This window comes from Streptomyces zagrosensis (genome assembly GCF_014203645.1).
In the GTDB taxonomy this organism is placed as follows: domain Bacteria; phylum Actinomycetota; class Actinomycetes; order Streptomycetales; family Streptomycetaceae; genus Streptomyces; species Streptomyces zagrosensis.
This window is the reverse complement of record NZ_JACHJL010000002.1, coordinates 1-15574: the sequence shown is the minus strand read 5'-3', so window position 1 is coordinate 15574 and position 15574 is coordinate 1. Positions and strand designations below refer to the sequence as shown.

Below are 15574 nucleotides of genomic sequence, written 5' to 3'. Positions count from 1 at the left end.
GGCAGGGCGGCGTTGCAGGCCGGCGAGTATGTCCCGGCTGAAGGAGTTTTCGGGCGCGGCCAGCGGGCAGCGCCGCGGCACGGACGAGGTGGAATCAGTGGTTCGCTCAGCTAAGCGAGGACAATGAGCGGGTGCGGTACCTGATTCTTGGCGTCACCGAGGCGTACGACCACCGCGGGCAACTACTGCCCGCCGGCGGTCCGCGTCTGCGTGCGCTGCTCACCTCGCTCGCCCTGCACGCCACTCGCCCGGCCTCGGCGCTTGCCTCCGTCGATGTCCTCATTGGTGACGTATGGGGCGACACCCCTCCGCACGACGCCCCCGCCGCACTCCAGGCGCTCGTCGGACGGCTGCGCCGCAACCTCGGCAAGGAGGCCGTTCAGTCGGCCCCCGGCGGCTATCGGCTCACTGCCGCGCCCGACGACATCGACCTCGCGATCTTCGAGCAACGCGCGAGCGCGGGAGGCCGCGCGCTCGACGCAGGCGACGCCGCGACCGCCGCCACGTTGCTGCGCGACGCGCTCGCCCTGTGGCGCGGCCCAGCACTCGCCGATCTGCCGGACCGTGAGGTGGCCGCCGCGCGGGCCGATGCCCTGCGGCTCACCGCCCTTCACCAGCGCATCGAGGCGGACCTTGCGCTCGGCCGCAAGACGGAGGTCATCCCCGAACTGCGCGAACTTGTCGCCCAGCACCCGCTCGACGAGCCCTTCCACGCCCAACTCCTGCGCGCCCTACGCGCCGCGGACCGGTCGGCCGACGCCTTGGCCGCGTACGAGGTGGCCCGCCACATCTTCGCCGAACGCCTCGGCGCGGACCCAGGAAGCGAACTGCGCCATCTGCACGCCGAGTTGTTGGCGGGACCGCCGCGCGCAGCGACGGCAGCGACGGCAGCGACCAATGGGGAGGCCGGCGCCACGGGAGGCGCTGGGGGTCTCGTACGGGGGGAGCGGTCGGTAGGAGATGAGCGGTCGATACGGGACGACAAGTCGCCCGTAAGGGATAAACGGCCCGTCCGCGACAACCACCGGGAGCCCGGCCCCGCTGTCGGGCTTGGCGCCGAAACCGCACCGGGCGCCGAAGCCGCACCGGCCCCTGACGCCGCACCGGGCGAGCCGTCCGTACCGGCTGGGCCGTCCACACCCGACGCCGTCGCCCGCCGCGGGGACGAGCCCGGCGTACGCGAGGGGCGCGCGGCCGACGAAGGGCGCAGCGTGGGCGGCGATCACGCCGCGTACGACGCACAGGCAACATACGACGCACAGGTCGAGCACGGCACACAGGCCGCATACGGCGACGACGCCGCGTACAACACACGCGCCGTATCGGATACGCATGGGTCACGCCCGGACGCGGCGACCGACATCGATGCCGTGCGGTCAAGTAGCCGTTCCGCTGCGCCGCGCGGAAATCTCCGCGCCCGGCTCACGAGTTTCGTCGGGCGGCGGTCCGAGATCCGTTCGCTGCGACAGGAACTGCACGGGGCGCGGCTGGTCACGCTGACCGGACCCGGTGGTTCCGGCAAGACCCGGCTGTCAGAGGAGACCGCCGCCACGGTCAGCGACGCCTACCCCGATGGCGTGTGGATCGCCGAACTCGCCCCGCTGGACAGCCCAGCCGCTGTCTCCGGTGCGGTCCTGAGCGCCATCGGCCGCCGCGATACGGCCCTGCACACCGGCGGCCTGGAGACGCGCAGCGGTCCGGACGCCACCTCGCCGACCGCACGGTTGGTCGAACAGTGTGCCCACCGCAAACTGTTGCTGCTCCTCGACAACTGCGAGCACGTCATCGAGGCGGCAGCCGAGCTCACCGAAACGCTGCTCACGCACTGCCCTGGCGTCACCGTGCTTGCCACCAGTCGCGAGCCGCTCGGCGTGCCCGGGGAGACCGTGCGCCCCGTAGAGCCATTGGCGCCCGCGCCGGCCCACCAGTTGTTTGCCGAACGCGCCGCCGCCGCACGGCCGGGCTTCGACCCGGCCGGTGACCGGGAGACGGCCGCAGCCGTCGCCGAGATCTGCCGCCGACTGGACGGGTTGCCGCTCGCCATCGAACTTGCCGCCGCACGACTGCGGATGCTCTCGCCACGCCAGATCGCCGACCGACTTGATGACCGTTTCCGGTTGCTGACCAGCGGTAGCAGGACCGTACTACCCCGCCAGCAGACGCTGCGCGCGGTCGTTGACTGGTCCTGGGACCTGCTTGATGAACGAGAGCGCACCGTGCTGCTCCGCGCCTCCTTCTTCGCGGGCAGTTGGGACCTGCCGGCGGCGGAGACGGTCTGCGCGGACGACACACCGCAGCCGTCGACCGGGTCAGTACAACCAACGGGGGCGACACAGCCAGCGGGGCCGGGCCCAGGGCGAGAACCGGTGCGTCCGGCGGGGTCAGTAGCGTCTAGGGGGTGGCGGGTCGAACGAATCGACCCAGCCGGCGTCCTTGACCTCCTCGGAGCACTGGTCGATAAGTCGCTCCTCGTCGTCACGCACACGCCCCTCGCCGCGGACGGAACGGGTGGCGACCCTCGGTACCGCATGCTGGAGACCATCCACGAGTACGTCACCGAGCGGGTCGCCGAACGTGCCCTGGGCAGCCAGCGCGGCCGGGCCGAACGGGACGCGACCGCACGCCGGCACGCCCACTACTTCCGGGATCTGGCCCAGGCCGCGGCGCCCCGGTTGCGTTCCGCGGAGCAGCTGTCGTGGCTACGCCGGGTGGAAACCGACCTCGACAACTTCCGCGCGGCATTGCACCGCTGCCTGACACCGGCCGAGCGCGTCACCAACGCGCCGACCTCCGCCTCCCAGCCCGCGATCGAGGGGTTCGCGATGGGCGGCAGCCCTGTGACGGGCGGCCCCCCTGCGACGAGCGGCAGCCCCTTCGAGGACGGTAGCGACGACCTCGCCACGGCGGTTGATCTGGTCTTCAGCCTCGGTTGGTTCTGGTGGCTGCGGAACTATCGGGACGAGGGAGCGGTCTGGGTCCGTCACACCCTCGCCTTCGAGTCGGCACACCACGAGGCCACCCATCGCTCAGACGGGGACAGCGCAGCGCAGGGGAACTACGAGCCGGCGCCCGCGCCGGCGCCCCCGCCCGAGTCAGAGTCCGTATCCGAGCCCGAATCCGAGTCAGAGCCATGGTCGCTGCCGCCCGGCACAGCCCCTGCGCAGCCCGAGTTCGCAGGCGCGCCGCCCGAGGACGATCCGGCCGCTGTCGCTCGCTACTGGCAACGCCTCGACCTGCAACTTCTGCTGTATTTCCTGCTCGCCGAGCAACGCTCGGCCGAGGTGCTGCGCGATCCCACGGCACTTGCCATCGCCCGCGCCATCCGCGATGCGTACGGGCCACGCCAGGGGACGCGCAGCGCCCAGTTCCCCGGTCTGATGTGGCCGTTCGCGGGGTACCTCATCGACGGGCACGCGGGCGTCCTCCCGCTGCTCGATCAGGCGGTCGTGAACTGCCGGACATACGGGGACGATTGGGCGCTCGGTGTCTCGCTGATGTTCCGTACCCATATGGCCATCGACATGCCCGGCGGCATGCACCGCGTTGACCGCGACTGGGCCGAGCTGCGCGCTATCAGCCGACGCGTCGGCGACCGCTGGATGCTGGCCCAGGTCGAGGAGGCCAGCGCCGAGATGGCGGCGGCGTACGGGCGTTACGCCGAGGCCCGTGCCTCTTATCGCGAGGCGCTGCGCCTGGCCCGCGAACTCGGCGCGTACACGGATGCACCGTTCCTCATCTCCCGGCTCGCCGAACTCGCCTTTTCCTGCGGCGACCCCGTCACCGCGAGCAAGCTTCTCGACCAGTCGGAGGAGGAGACCGAACGGTTCGGCGGGGCAGACGCGGCGGCGTTCAACGGCTCGCTGCGTGCCGCCATTGCGCTGCTGTACGGGGATGTGGTGGATGCACGGGCCCGCTGCGACCAGGCCCGCGTGGCGGCCGAGAGCGTGTCGCCACCGCCGCAGTTCTCGCTGATGTTGGGCAGCCTTGAGGGCCGTATCTGCGCCGAAGAGGGCGACGTGCTGAGGGGGCTGCGCAGCCTGCGGGACACGCTGGCCAGCAGCGTCGCGGCGAACTGCACGGAGGTGCTGCTCGCCCACGCGGCCGAGAGCACCGCGTACATCCTCGCGAAGCACGGCACACACGGCACACACGGCACACACGGTGCGTACCGCGCACCTGACCCACGCGGCACATACGACGCGCGTCACCCGCACAGCACGCACGACTCACGTGATACGTACGGCGCATACCGGGCCGCGGCTCAACTGCTCGGTGCGGCCGATGGTTGGCGTGGTGTCTTTCCGCGCAGTCCGCTGTCTCGGGCCGAAGCGGATCGGGTCGCCCGCGCGGGCGCCAAGATCCTCGGTGACGAGGAGTTCGCCTCGCTGCGCGCGGCGAGCCGCGAGTTGCAGGTGGCCGACGTGGTCAAGGTGGTCAACGAGGTCATCGGGACAACCGAGTGCGAAGCCTCGGGGGAGACACCATAAGCGGCCCGCTGTGTGTGCTGGTGCCCGGATGGTGAGGTCTGGGTGGTGAGACCCGGGTGGCCGGCCTCGGGTGGCCGGGCCCCGCGTGGTGCGGCGGCCCTCACCGACAGCCGATGCGCGACTCGGCCCAGTCGCCGAGTGCCACCCGACCAAGCACGGAGTGCGGCTCCACCACCAGCCTGATCGACGTGCGCCCCGCCAGCGCAACCCGTACCGGAACGGCCGGCTGACCCGCCCGTACGACCCCCGAGCGCCATAGCCGCGCCGAGCCGCTGTACACGGAGAACCGCGCTGCGCCCAGCCCGTACGTCAGGTCGTCGAGGCCGACGAGCGCTTCGTAGGACACACAGGTGCGGTTCAGATCGATCGTCACCGACGACGGCGCGTGCATCGTCGCGCCGTGCGCATAGCGCTTGCCCCCGATGGACAGCCCGTCGCGCTGCCATATCGGGCTGCTGCCGGCGAGCCGCAGCTCAGGCTTGGTGCCGTCGCCGACGCCCCCGTACTCCAACCGGTTGACCTGAAAGACGGTCGGCGGCGGCTTCGGCCGGGCAGTCGGGGTGGGGGCTGGGGTGGGCGTTGGCGTGGAAGACGGGGTTGGCCGGGGAACGGGAGGCGGAGGCTCCGGCGCTGGTGTGGTGGGCGTCGCCGAAGGGGTGGGCTGGGTTGTCGGCGGCGTGGGCTGCGGTGTCGGTCGCGGTGCCGGCTGCTGGGTCGGCTGCGGTGTCGGCTGCTGGGTCGGCTGCTGGGCCGGCCGTGGTTTCGGTTTCGGCTTCGCCGGAGAGGGCGCGATGGGCGCAGGCGCTGGGGGCTTGGCTGGCGGCGGGGTCGGCGGCGGTGGGCCCGGCTTCGGCGGCGGGCTGTGCGGGGTGCTGGGCACCACGGTCGTCGGCTCCTTGGCCTCCGGCTTCTTCGGCGCATCGGACCCGCCCGACAGCGCGTACGCCAAGATGGCCCCCGCCACGACCACCACGCCCGCCGCGATCCCGACCTTTGCCGTGGAACCGAGGCCCTCGCCGGCTGCGCCTCCCGCCGATCCCCCGACCCCTCCGGCGCCGCTCCCGGCCGTCCCGCCGGCCGCTCCCGTCCCGCTTCCGACCGCCGCAGCGCCGCCGGCACCCACCGCACCAGTGCCCGAGCCCGCCAGGCCCCCCGCCGCGCTCCCAGCCGAGCCGCCTGCCGCGGCTGCCGCACCACCCGCCGCGGCAGCCGCGCCGGCACCCGCGCCTGCGGCACCTCCGGTGGCGGCCTTCGTCGCGTACGCAGCCGCGAACCAGCCAATGACCGCGACCGGCAACGCGGCCCGCAAGGTGGCGTTCACGTCCGCGACCTCAAGGGCCGCCATGCGGCACTTGACGCAGTCCTCAAGGTGCTTACGCAGCCCGCGCTCGGCCCGCATGCGCAACGCGCCCCGGGCGTACGCACCGAGCCGGTCCGCATAGCGCGCACAGTCCTCACCCGCCGCCTGTGAGGTGTTCACATGGGCCTGGAGGTACGCCTGCTTGAGCTTCTCCCGCGCCCGGTGCGCGAGCACCGCCGCCGCGTTGTCGGTCAGCCCGAGCAGCGGTGCCACATCACGCAGCGGCTCGTCCTCGACCGTGGTGTGCCACAGCACCGCCTGATAGTGCTCAGGCAGACTGCGGAACGCCTGCACCGCGAGGGACTGTTCGGCCTCATGCATCGCCCGTACGTCGGCGCCGACGTCGAACCCGGACCCCGGCGTACCCTCCTCGTTCGGCGCCGGCCGGTCGGCCGAAGCGGCGAACACCGCGAAGTCCTCCACCAGTTGCTCCCGCTTGGCGGTCTTCATCCACGTGGCAGCCACCCGGCGCACGGTCGTCAGCAAATACGCACGCACCGCAGTGTGCGGCCCGGCCCCGCCGCGTACGGCCTGCAACGTACGGGCGAATACCTCCGCCGTCAGATCATCCGCCGTGTCCGCGTCCCGACAACAACTACGGGCGTACCGTCGCACCGCGTGCGCATGCCGCCGATACAACTCCTCGTACGCCCGCTCGTACGCCGTACCGTCACCGCTGCGCATCTGCTCCAGTAACGCGCCATCGGTCGGCGCCAATTCCACCGGCAGGCTGCCGTCGCCGCGGTCATCGCCGCCGCCACTGCCCTCACCGCCACTGCTGCCACCCTGGTCACTACCGCCACCATCGGCGTCGCCGCCACCGGAAGCGCAGGAGGCACCAAGAGCGCCGGGGGGCCTGGCAGCGTCCGAGGCGCCCGCGGCATCCGCTTCGTCGGTCTCGCCAGGGTCCTGAGCGTCAACGCCCTCGACAACGCTGGCTGTGTTGGCTGTGTTGGCTGTGTTGGGGCTGACTGTGCCGGCTGTGTCGGCTGTGCTGACCGTGTCGGGATGCGTGTCGAGGCCGCGAGTACGGGCCTGATACCCGCGCCGTCCGGCCCGCTGCTGCGGAATGCTGGGATCGGGGGCGATGCCATCCCGCCGCCTGCGCTGGGCGGCCTCCGCACCGCCCTGGCCCGCACCCACGGCCTGGCTGGAACCTGGCTCGGCGGCCCCGTCGTCGTCACGGTCGCGTCGGTTGTCCGGCCCCTCAACGCCCATAGCCACAGCTCCCATACACGCCAACAGACCCAAACACGCGGCAAAGAGTGTCACAGCCGTCACTGGCCGGACCCGTCTCTCCCTCAGCAACCACCCTTCCGGGGACCCTTCGCAAGGGTGAGCCCCCTCGTTCACCCGTATGGGGCCAGCTCGCTCGGTCACCCCCCGCCCGGTCACCCCCGCCGGCCCACCCCAGCCGCGTTTGGGCCGCCAGGCCCCGCCATACGCAGATGGCGGCCCGCCGCGACGCACCAACGTCGCGACGGGCCGCCGCCCGCACAGCATTCACTCAGCCCGTGAACCTTGCGCGACGAGCGCTCCCGTTCACCACGGGCCCCAGCGTCCCCGAGGTCGATGGGGTGCCGGGTGTTGACCGCTCGTCGGCGCGGTGTCGGCCTGCTCAGCCCACCGGGCGAGACCGAAGTCCGTCCAGCAAAATGTCGAGCAGCCGGGCCGATGCAGCCGCCTGCTGCGCTGCGTCGGGCAGCGACGGGGCTGCCGTCGCAATCACCAGCAACACATCTGCGACCGTGACGTCCACCCGCAACTCGCCCGCCGCCCGTGCACGTTCCACGAGCTTGCCGACGACCTCAAGCAGCGCCGTAGCACCACCGTCGTCCGGGTGGTGCTCTAGCACCGTGCCGTTGCTCACCCCGGTCACTGTGCCGTGCACCGGGCTGTTTCCTGACTGTCCTGACTGTCCTGGCTGCGCTGAGTGCGTGGCCGAAATGGTCGGTGCGGCAGCGACCGGCGAGACCGGGCCCGTACCGACGATCGTGCCGGCACCAGCCACGACTCCGCGCCCGACCCCGTCCAGCGGGTCAGGCGTGCTGCGCTGTTCCACGAGCCGTAGTTCCGGCGCGGCGGGTGAGGACTGCCGCTGATGCGGCACCCGTATTCCCTCCACCTCCGTCTCGACGTCAACGCCCACCCGCAGCACCTGTGGTGGCAGCAGCCGGCCCGCGCCGGACGCCACCGAAGTGCGCAGAAAACGGGAGAGCGCCGACCACGGCTCGTCCTCCTGTCGGAGGGCAGCGCGCGCCTGGTCGGTGAGGCGCGCTGTCTCCTCTTCGGCTATGCGGCGGACCAGCACGTCCTTGCTGGGAAACCGCCGGTAGACCGTTCCGACTCCGACGCGGGCCCGGCGCGCGACGTCTTCCATCGGCGCCCCGTAACCCAGCTCTCCGAAGACCTCGCGGGCAGCCCGCAGCACGTGTTCAAGATTGCGCTGTGCGTCTACGCGTAGCGGCGTGTGACGGCCATTGCCCCCGTCTGTCGTAGCAACGCTGGATGACCAATGAGAACTCTGAATGTGCATAACCGATCCCCCGGTAATGACGTCTCCCCCCGGAGACTCCCCGCCCTGACTGTCGGAGCTGTGTCGATACCCCGACGAAGTACGAACATAGTTGAGCCCAGGTCAAGAATGAAGGGGTAGTTCCGTCCGGAGCGCCCCTCGATCGGAGTACGCGGCCGTTCTCTCCCGATTCGCCGCTGGACCAATCCCCGGTGGCCACGCGCTGACCTGCACACCTTCCACATCCGCGGCCGAACCAAAGGTTCCGCTTTCTCCGGGACCTCCGGTCACACATTTCGTCGGGGCTGTGGACAAAGTCCGGCCACCGGTGCGTCATGGGAGGGTGAAGGAACCCGTGCGCATTCTTGTTGTCGGCGGTGGCTACGTCGGGATGTACACCGCGCTGCGCCTTCAGCGGAAGCTGAAGCGCGGCGAGGCCCAGGTCATCGTGGTAGACCCCGAGCCGTATATGACCTACCAGCCGTTTCTCCCCGAGGCGGCGGCTGGCTCGATCTCGCCGCGCCATGTGGTGGTGCCGCTGCGCCGGATCTTGCCTAGATGCCAGGTGGTCATAGGCGAGGCCACGGCCATTGACCATGCCAACCGCACCGCCTCTGTCCGCACTCTCGCCAGCGCCGAGGAAGGCACCGGTGCGATCGACATTCACTACGACGAGCTGGTACTCGCACCAGGTTCCGTTTCCCGCACCCTCCCGATCCCCGGACTGGCCGAATATGGAATCGGGTTTAAGACCGTAGAGGAGGCCATCGGGCTGCGTAATCACGTCCTGGAACAACTCGACATCGCCTCGTCCACCCGCGATCCAGCGGTCAGGGATGCCGCGCTCACCTTCGTATTTGTCGGCGGTGGCTACGCGGGCGTGGAGGCGCTCGGTGAGCTGGAGGACATGGCTCGATACGCGGCGCGTTATTACCACAACCTCTCGCCGGATGACTTGAAATGGGTGCTAGTCGAGGCCACCGATCGCATCCTCCCGGAGGTTGGCGAGGAGATGGGCGAGTACGCCGTACGCGAGTTGCGCCGCCGAAACATCGATGTGCGGCTGGAGACCCGACTCGACTCGTGCGAGAACCGCGTCGCCGTCCTGAGCGATGGCTCGCGCTTCCCCGCCCGTACGCTCGTATGGACCGCGGGCGTCAAGCCGCACCCGATCCTGGCCGCCACCGATCTGCCCGTGAACAGCCGAGGGCGGCTGCCGTGCACCGCAGCGCTACAGGTGGACGGTGCCGAGCACGCTTGGGCCGCCGGAGACGCCGCCGCCGTCCCCGACCTCACCTCGGACGCATCCGGCGCGCTCTGCGCCCCCAACGCCCAGCACGCCGTGCGCCAGTCCAAGGTGCTGGCCGGCAACGTACTCGCCGCACTGCGCGACCAGCCGCTCACCGACTACGCGCACAAATACGTCGGTTCCGTCGCATCCCTTGGCCTCCATAAGGGCGTGGCACACGTCTACGGCCGCAAGCTCAAGGGGTACCCCGCCTGGTTCATGCACCGCGCCTACCACCTCAGTCGGGTGCCGACCCTCAACCGAAAGGCCCGGGTGTTGGCCGAGTGGACCTTGGCCGGGCTGTTCAAACGGGAGATCGTCTCGCTCGGCTCGCTGGAACACCCGCGTGCCGAGTTCCAACTTGCCGCGGGCACCGGTCGCCATCCGGAAGCCAGCTGATCCACGCGTTGCGCCGCGCACGGCGGAGCCGGGAACTCCCCCGGCGTGACTGGCGTCTGACGGATGTCAGTCCGGTCGGTCACACTGGACGTGTGACCATGGGTGGGCTCGTATCTGCAAAGAGTGACAATCACGAGGATTTGGACGTTTGCTGCACTCCCCAGGGGGCCGATCCCCGCACTGTTGTCCGCCACCCCGCGTCGGTGCGCCGCTCCGCCACGACTCCGCGAGGTAATCCTCTGTGAAACTCACGCGTTGGAGCGTCCGATTCCCTGGCTCCCAGCGACGTACCGGCCGCGGTGACCACGCCGCACGGACCCCGTCGGCGGGCAGCGGCTCAGTGCCCGCCGCCAGGGGCGAGCGCGGCGAACCCGGCCCGGCCGCCGATACCAGCTCGGACGCCAGCTCCGACACCGGCGACATCCCCACCCTGGAAGAACTGTCCCTCCAGACCCTGCTCACCCAGGTCCCGGCCCCGGTGGCGATCGTCTACGGGCCGGACCACCGCATCGCCTACGTCAACGACGCGTACGCCGCCCTCTTCGGCACCCGCTCGCCCGGCCTGACCGCACGCGAGGCGCTGCCCGAACTTCAGGAAATGGGCGTGCTGCCGCTGATGGACCAGGTGCTGCGCAGCGGCAAGCCGCGTACGGTCAAATCCCGCCGCGTTCCCCACGGTGGAGCGAAGCCACCCGCGCCCTCCGGCGCGCCCGCCGCTGATCCGCCGCACCGTGGCCAGCACTCCGCCGCACGCCCGGCCGCAGGCGCCGGCGCGTTGGCCAATGCCCACCACCCTCCTACGCCACCATCCGCCGCCAGCCCCCACACCCGCTCAACGGGGCAGGGCACGAGCCCGCAGCGGGACGCGACCCCGGAGCGAAGTGCGGCCACGAGCCAGGCCCCAAGGCCGACTACACCGACCGTCCCGACTGCACCGACTGCTCAGGGCGCGCTTGGTGGCGCATCCAGCGGCGGGCCCGCGGTGGGCGAGCTGGCCGATCCCGTCGCCGACCCGATCAGGGAGGCAGCAGCCGACCCGCTCATGGACCTGGCCACCGAGGGCGTACGGCACATCGACCTCGCCATCGACCCGGAGACCGGCGGCTTTGGCATGCCCGAGCCCCAGGACGTTGAGGTTGCGCGGCTGGGCGCGGCACTGCCGGGTGTTGCGCGACACGAGTCGGCGGCAATGCCGGTAGCCGGCCTCGCGCCCGGAACGCGCACCCGGGACAGTTACTACACCTTCACCTGCACCCCCATCCGCGTCGCGCCATCCATCACGACCGCCCACGAGCACCTCGAAACCGCCTGGGCACCGGCCACCACCCAGCCCTCTGACACGCACAGCACCGCACACCCAAACCCAACGGCAACCACCGGCAACGGCGACGTGGGCATGCACGATGTCAGCAGGGACGGTGCGGGCAGGGACAACGCAGGCAGGGACGGTGCACAAGACCGCGCAGACGGGGAGCGCGCAGGTAACGGCCACTCAGTCGAGGCCCGCGCAGTAGGGGGTCGAACGGGTGCCGACACCACCCCGAACGCTGGCCCGCCCAGCTCCACGCCGGCCCCGGCCCCGGGCGACCTGATCGTCGGCGTTCCGGACGGCCGGAGCACGCTGTGCGCACCAGACACCACCGAGCCCTGTGACGCCCTCCCGGAAAGCAGCCCGACAGGCACCGCCCCATCGGCAACGCGCGCCCCAGCAGCCGCTACTCCGTCAACGAACGCTCTGTCAACGAACGCTCCGGAAACGAATGTTCCCGCAGCGAACACCCCCGCAACGAATGACCCGTCAGCCAACACCCCCGTCGTCACATCAGCACCGGCTGCCGCACTAGCACCAGCCGCTGTCACCGCCGTCACCGCTGACCGGCATCAGCAGCCCGCGGCCTTCTACCGGGGCGTCCTCGTCTACGCCGCCGACGTCACTGACCAGGTCGAGGCGGTCGAGCGGCTGCGCGTCAGCGAACGCCGCCAGCGTGAGGCCGCCGTCACCCTTCAGCGCAGTCTGCTCCCACAGGAACTTGAGCAACCCGACGACCTACGCGTGGCCGCCACCTACCAGCCCGGCGGCACCGACGCCGCGGTCGGCGGCGACTGGTACGACGTGATCACCCTCGGCGCCGGCCGCACCGCCCTGGTCATCGGCGATGTGATGGGCCGCGGCCTGCGCGCCGCGGCCGTCATGGGCCAGTTGCGCACCGCCGTACGCGCCTACGCCCGCCTCGACCTGCCACCGCACGAGGTACTGCAACTCCTCGACGGACTGGCGGCCGAGATCGACGCCAGCCAGATCGCCACCTGCGTCTACGCGGTCCACGACCCCAACGAGGGTCGCCTCCTGTACGCCTCCGCCGGCCATCTGCCCATCCTCGTCCGCGACCCCGATGGCACGGTACGGCGCGCCGCCGAGCCCACCGGGCCACCGCTGGGCACCGGCGGATGGCAGCACGCGTCGAGCTCGATGCCGCTCGGCCCCGGCTCCAGCGCTGTCTTGTATACGGACGGCCTGGTCGAGCGGCGCGATCAGGACATCGACGACGGTGTGGCCGAGCTGGAACGCGCGTTCGCGGGCGCCACCGGCTCACCCCAGGTGATGTGCGATCGACTGATCAGGGCGCTTGGCATCACCGCGGAACACGATGACGACGTCGCCGTCCTGGTGCTCCAGCACCCCGCCCGCACCGGACACGATGCCGAACTGTTCCACAATGCCGCCCTCGAACTGCTCGGCGGCATCGAGGCTGCACCCCGCGCCCGCGCCTTCGCCTCGGGCGTGCTCGCGAGCTGGCGGTTCCCGACGGAACTCCGCGACCTCGGCGTCCTCGCCGCCAGCGAACTCGTCGCCAACTCCCTCCAACACGGCACACCCCCGATGCGCCTGCGCCTACGGCGCACCGATCGCAGGCTGATCATCGAGGTCACGGACGGAGACGACCACCTGCCCCGGCGCCGCCGCGCCGAACCGGTGGACGAGGCCGGCCGCGGCATCTCGATCATCGCCACCATCGCCTCGTCCTGGGGCTCCCGCCGCACCCCGGACGGCGGCAAGGCCGTCTGGTGCGAGTTCGCCCTACCCCGCACCTAACCGCCCGTACGCGCCTGGCCTTGGGAGGGCCTCGCATCCATAGCTGCCGTTCGCACCCTGAAGCGGCCCTCCCTTCCTCGGTTCAGGCGGCGGTGGTCACTGCCTCCTGTGCCGGCGCCGGAACAGGAGCATGGGCATGGGCATGGGTATGGGCAGGGCTCGGTATCCGTTCCGGTCCCGGTCCCGAGAGCGACTCGACGCCCTCGGCCTCCACCCGCGGGGCGGGAGCCAGAGCGGTCGCGGTGGTGGCCGCGGACCGGTGCGGATTGTCCTGGGCCGGTGTGAGCCGGCGCCCCATCCGCAACGCCAGTGCGGTGATGCCGAGTGAGCAGCCGATGAGCATCACGATGTACGCCCCGTACAGACCGCCTGCGGCCATGAGCCCACCCACCGCTGGCCCAACCGCCAGCGCGAGCTGCTTGACCAGCGCGAACGCCGAGTTGTACTGCCCGATGCGCGAACCGGGAGCCAGATCCGCGACCAGTGGGGCGACCGTGGGAGACAGCATCGCCTCGCCGAGCCCGAACAATGCGTATGTCGAAATGATCGCGGCGGTCGCGATCGCCTGGCTGCCGTGCACCAGGCCGGAGGCGCCAGCGGTCACCCACGCGACCGTCCATATGAGCCCGACCAGCGCGATCACCCGGCTACGGCGGCGCCGCTCGACGAGCTTGAGCACCACGAACTGCGCGACCACGATGACCGCGGTGTTCGCGGCCAGTGCCACCCCCAGCGTTGCGGGTGAGATCCGAGTGACCTCCACGGCAAATGCCGAGAGTCCGGACTCGAACTGCCCGTAGCAGGCGAAGAACATCACGAAGCCCAAGACGCACAGCTGCACCATGGCCCGGTCAGCGAGCAGCGCTCGCCAGCCGCCCTTGGCGGGCCCTTGGGTCGGTATCGCGTCCGCTACCTTCGGCACCCGGGGGAGCCGCACCGAGGCGATCGCCGCTCCCAGCACGAGGAACATCACGGACTCGATCGCGAACAGCCGCACGAAGCTCGACGGGTGCGCGGTATCCACGAGCAGTCCGCCCAGCAGGCCGCCGAGGCCGAGGCCGAGATTGTTGAGGAAGAACTGCGTCGCGAAGGCGCGCGATCGCGTCGTCGGCGTCGAGCACCACACGATCATTGTGGCGAGCGCGGGCTGGATCACGGCTATGCCCGCGCCGAGGACGCCGGCCGCAGCGATCACATATGGCTCACGGGACGCGAGCCCGAGGCCTAGGGAACCGATGGCGGCAGCGACAGTGCCCGCGATGGCGACAGGCAACGGCCCTCGCCGGTCGATGATGCGACCGGTCACGGGAAGCACGATGAGCGCGGCCACGGCGAACGTCGCGAGCACCACGCCCGCAGTGCCCGAACCAAGATCGCGTACCTGCGCCACATAGATGAACAGGAACGGGACGGTGAAGCCGTTGCCGAACGCGCTCAACGCGTTGCCAAGCTGGATACGGCGCAACGCGGCGCCCATCGCGGTGGTCACACTCACCTACCTAGATCGTAGAGACGGACAACGAGGAGACCTGAAGCCTCAAGACTTCAGATCTAAAGTTCGATAGTTAAGAGTACACACAGAAGGACTTCGATGCCAATGAGATGCGTGCCATACTGCGCGGCATGCCCGAGACACCCAGCCCGAGCGGCAGTGCGAGCGAGCCGAGCCTTGAGGAACAGATCGCGGCTTACCAGCGCGAATTCCGCGACCTCGACCCCCAGGTCGAGCAGGTCGTCTCCGCACTCCAACGCCTCAACCGACGTATGAACGTCGCGTACGGCCGTCAGACCTCGACCCTTGGCATCAGCAATACCGAGTGGGAGGTCCTGAAGGCCCTGGTGCTCTCCGGGGCGCCGTACCGCCTGGGGCCCGGCGACCTCGCCAAGCGGCTCGGGCTGACCCCCGCGGCGATGACGCACCGGATCGACCGCATGGCAGCGGAGGGGCTGGTGACCCGGGAACGCGATGAGAACAACCGCGTCCGCGTCATCGTTGAACTGACCGATCAGGGCCGCGAGCAATGGCTTGAGGCGATGCGCATGGCCACTGTCTTCGAAGAGGACCTGCTCCAGGACCTCACCACCGTCGAACGACACCTCCTCGGCGAGCTGCTGACCCGCCTTCTGCGACGCGTTGAGGACGCCCAGCCGGACGCCGGCGGCCGGCTCAGCGACCTCGGCTGACGCAGGTTGACACTCCCTGAGCCCATCCGTAGTGTTCTCCGAGTTGCCACGGCGCCGTAACGGTTCTGTGGCAGCCACTCGCGCCGCACCGGCGGCACACCATTACTGCGCGGCCCTTGATCGGGATGTATTTCGGCATGCCGGAATGCGAATCGAAAGCTTCGATTATGAAGCTCCGGGGAAATCCGCTAACGTAGTGGACACGCCGGAAGGCGCGAAACAAAACCCCGCTCCAACAGGGGACCGG

Annotated in this window: 7 protein-coding genes; 4 read left to right on the top strand and 3 right to left on the bottom strand. The window is 70.5% G+C overall.

Annotation, left to right across the window (positions count from 1 at the left end):
- The first annotated feature begins 131 nt into the window (after nucleotides 1-131).
- Nucleotides 132-4487 carry an AfsR/SARP family transcriptional regulator gene (locus tag FHS42_RS03710; protein WP_184569101.1) on the top strand — a complete coding sequence of 1452 codons (4356 nt, stop codon included), beginning with the start codon at nucleotides 132-134 and terminating at the stop codon, nucleotides 4485-4487.
- 100 nt (nucleotides 4488-4587) lie between these two features.
- On the opposite strand, the gene FHS42_RS03705 is transcribed toward FHS42_RS03710, so the two are convergent.
- Entirely contained in the window at nucleotides 4588-7080 is a 2493-nt protein-coding gene (locus FHS42_RS03705; protein WP_246494185.1) for a sigma-70 family RNA polymerase sigma factor, read from the bottom strand.
- 385 nt (nucleotides 7081-7465) lie between these two features.
- Nucleotides 7466-8383, bottom strand: coding sequence for a TetR/AcrR family transcriptional regulator (locus FHS42_RS03700; protein WP_184569100.1), 918 nt, complete (start codon nucleotides 8381-8383; stop codon nucleotides 7466-7468).
- A gap of 334 nt (nucleotides 8384-8717) precedes the next feature.
- Here FHS42_RS03700 and FHS42_RS03695 point away from each other — a divergent pair, with 334 nt between their 5' ends.
- Together FHS42_RS03695 and FHS42_RS38480 are read left to right on the top strand one after the other, a co-directional pair.
- On the top strand, nucleotides 8718-10049 hold the full coding sequence (locus FHS42_RS03695; protein ID WP_312866710.1) for an NAD(P)/FAD-dependent oxidoreductase: 1332 nt from the start codon (nucleotides 8718-8720) through the stop codon (nucleotides 10047-10049).
- Nucleotides 10050-10290: 241 nt separating this feature from the next.
- On the top strand, nucleotides 10291-13143 hold the full coding sequence (locus tag FHS42_RS38480) for a SpoIIE family protein phosphatase (protein WP_312866709.1): 2853 nt from the start codon (nucleotides 10291-10293) through the stop codon (nucleotides 13141-13143).
- Between the two features lie 82 nt (nucleotides 13144-13225).
- Here the strand turns inward: FHS42_RS38480 and FHS42_RS03680 are convergent, their stop codons facing one another.
- The gene (locus tag FHS42_RS03680; RefSeq protein WP_312866751.1) at nucleotides 13226-14632 is read right to left on the bottom strand and encodes an MFS transporter; all 1407 of its coding nucleotides are present in this window, start codon (nucleotides 14630-14632) and stop codon (nucleotides 13226-13228) included.
- A 134-nt stretch (nucleotides 14633-14766) separates the two neighbouring features.
- On the opposite strand from FHS42_RS03680, the gene FHS42_RS03675 reads away from it, so the two are divergent.
- On the top strand, nucleotides 14767-15327 hold the full coding sequence (locus FHS42_RS03675; protein ID WP_184569098.1) for a MarR family winged helix-turn-helix transcriptional regulator: 561 nt from the start codon (nucleotides 14767-14769) through the stop codon (nucleotides 15325-15327).
- Nucleotides 15328-15574: the final 247 nt, after the last annotated feature.

What these genes read in the sequence shown, in the direction of transcription:
- FHS42_RS03705 (WP_246494185.1), bottom strand. Translation starts at nt 7,080, where the DNA reads ATGGGAGCTGTGGCTATGGGCGTTGAGGGGCCGGACAACCGACGCGAC.
- FHS42_RS03700 (WP_184569100.1), bottom strand. Translation starts at nt 8,383, where the DNA reads ATGCACATTCAGAGTTCTCATTGGTCATCCAGCGTTGCTACGACAGAC.
- FHS42_RS03675 (WP_184569098.1), top strand. Translation starts at nt 14,767, where the DNA reads ATGCCCGAGACACCCAGCCCGAGCGGCAGTGCGAGCGAGCCGAGCCTT.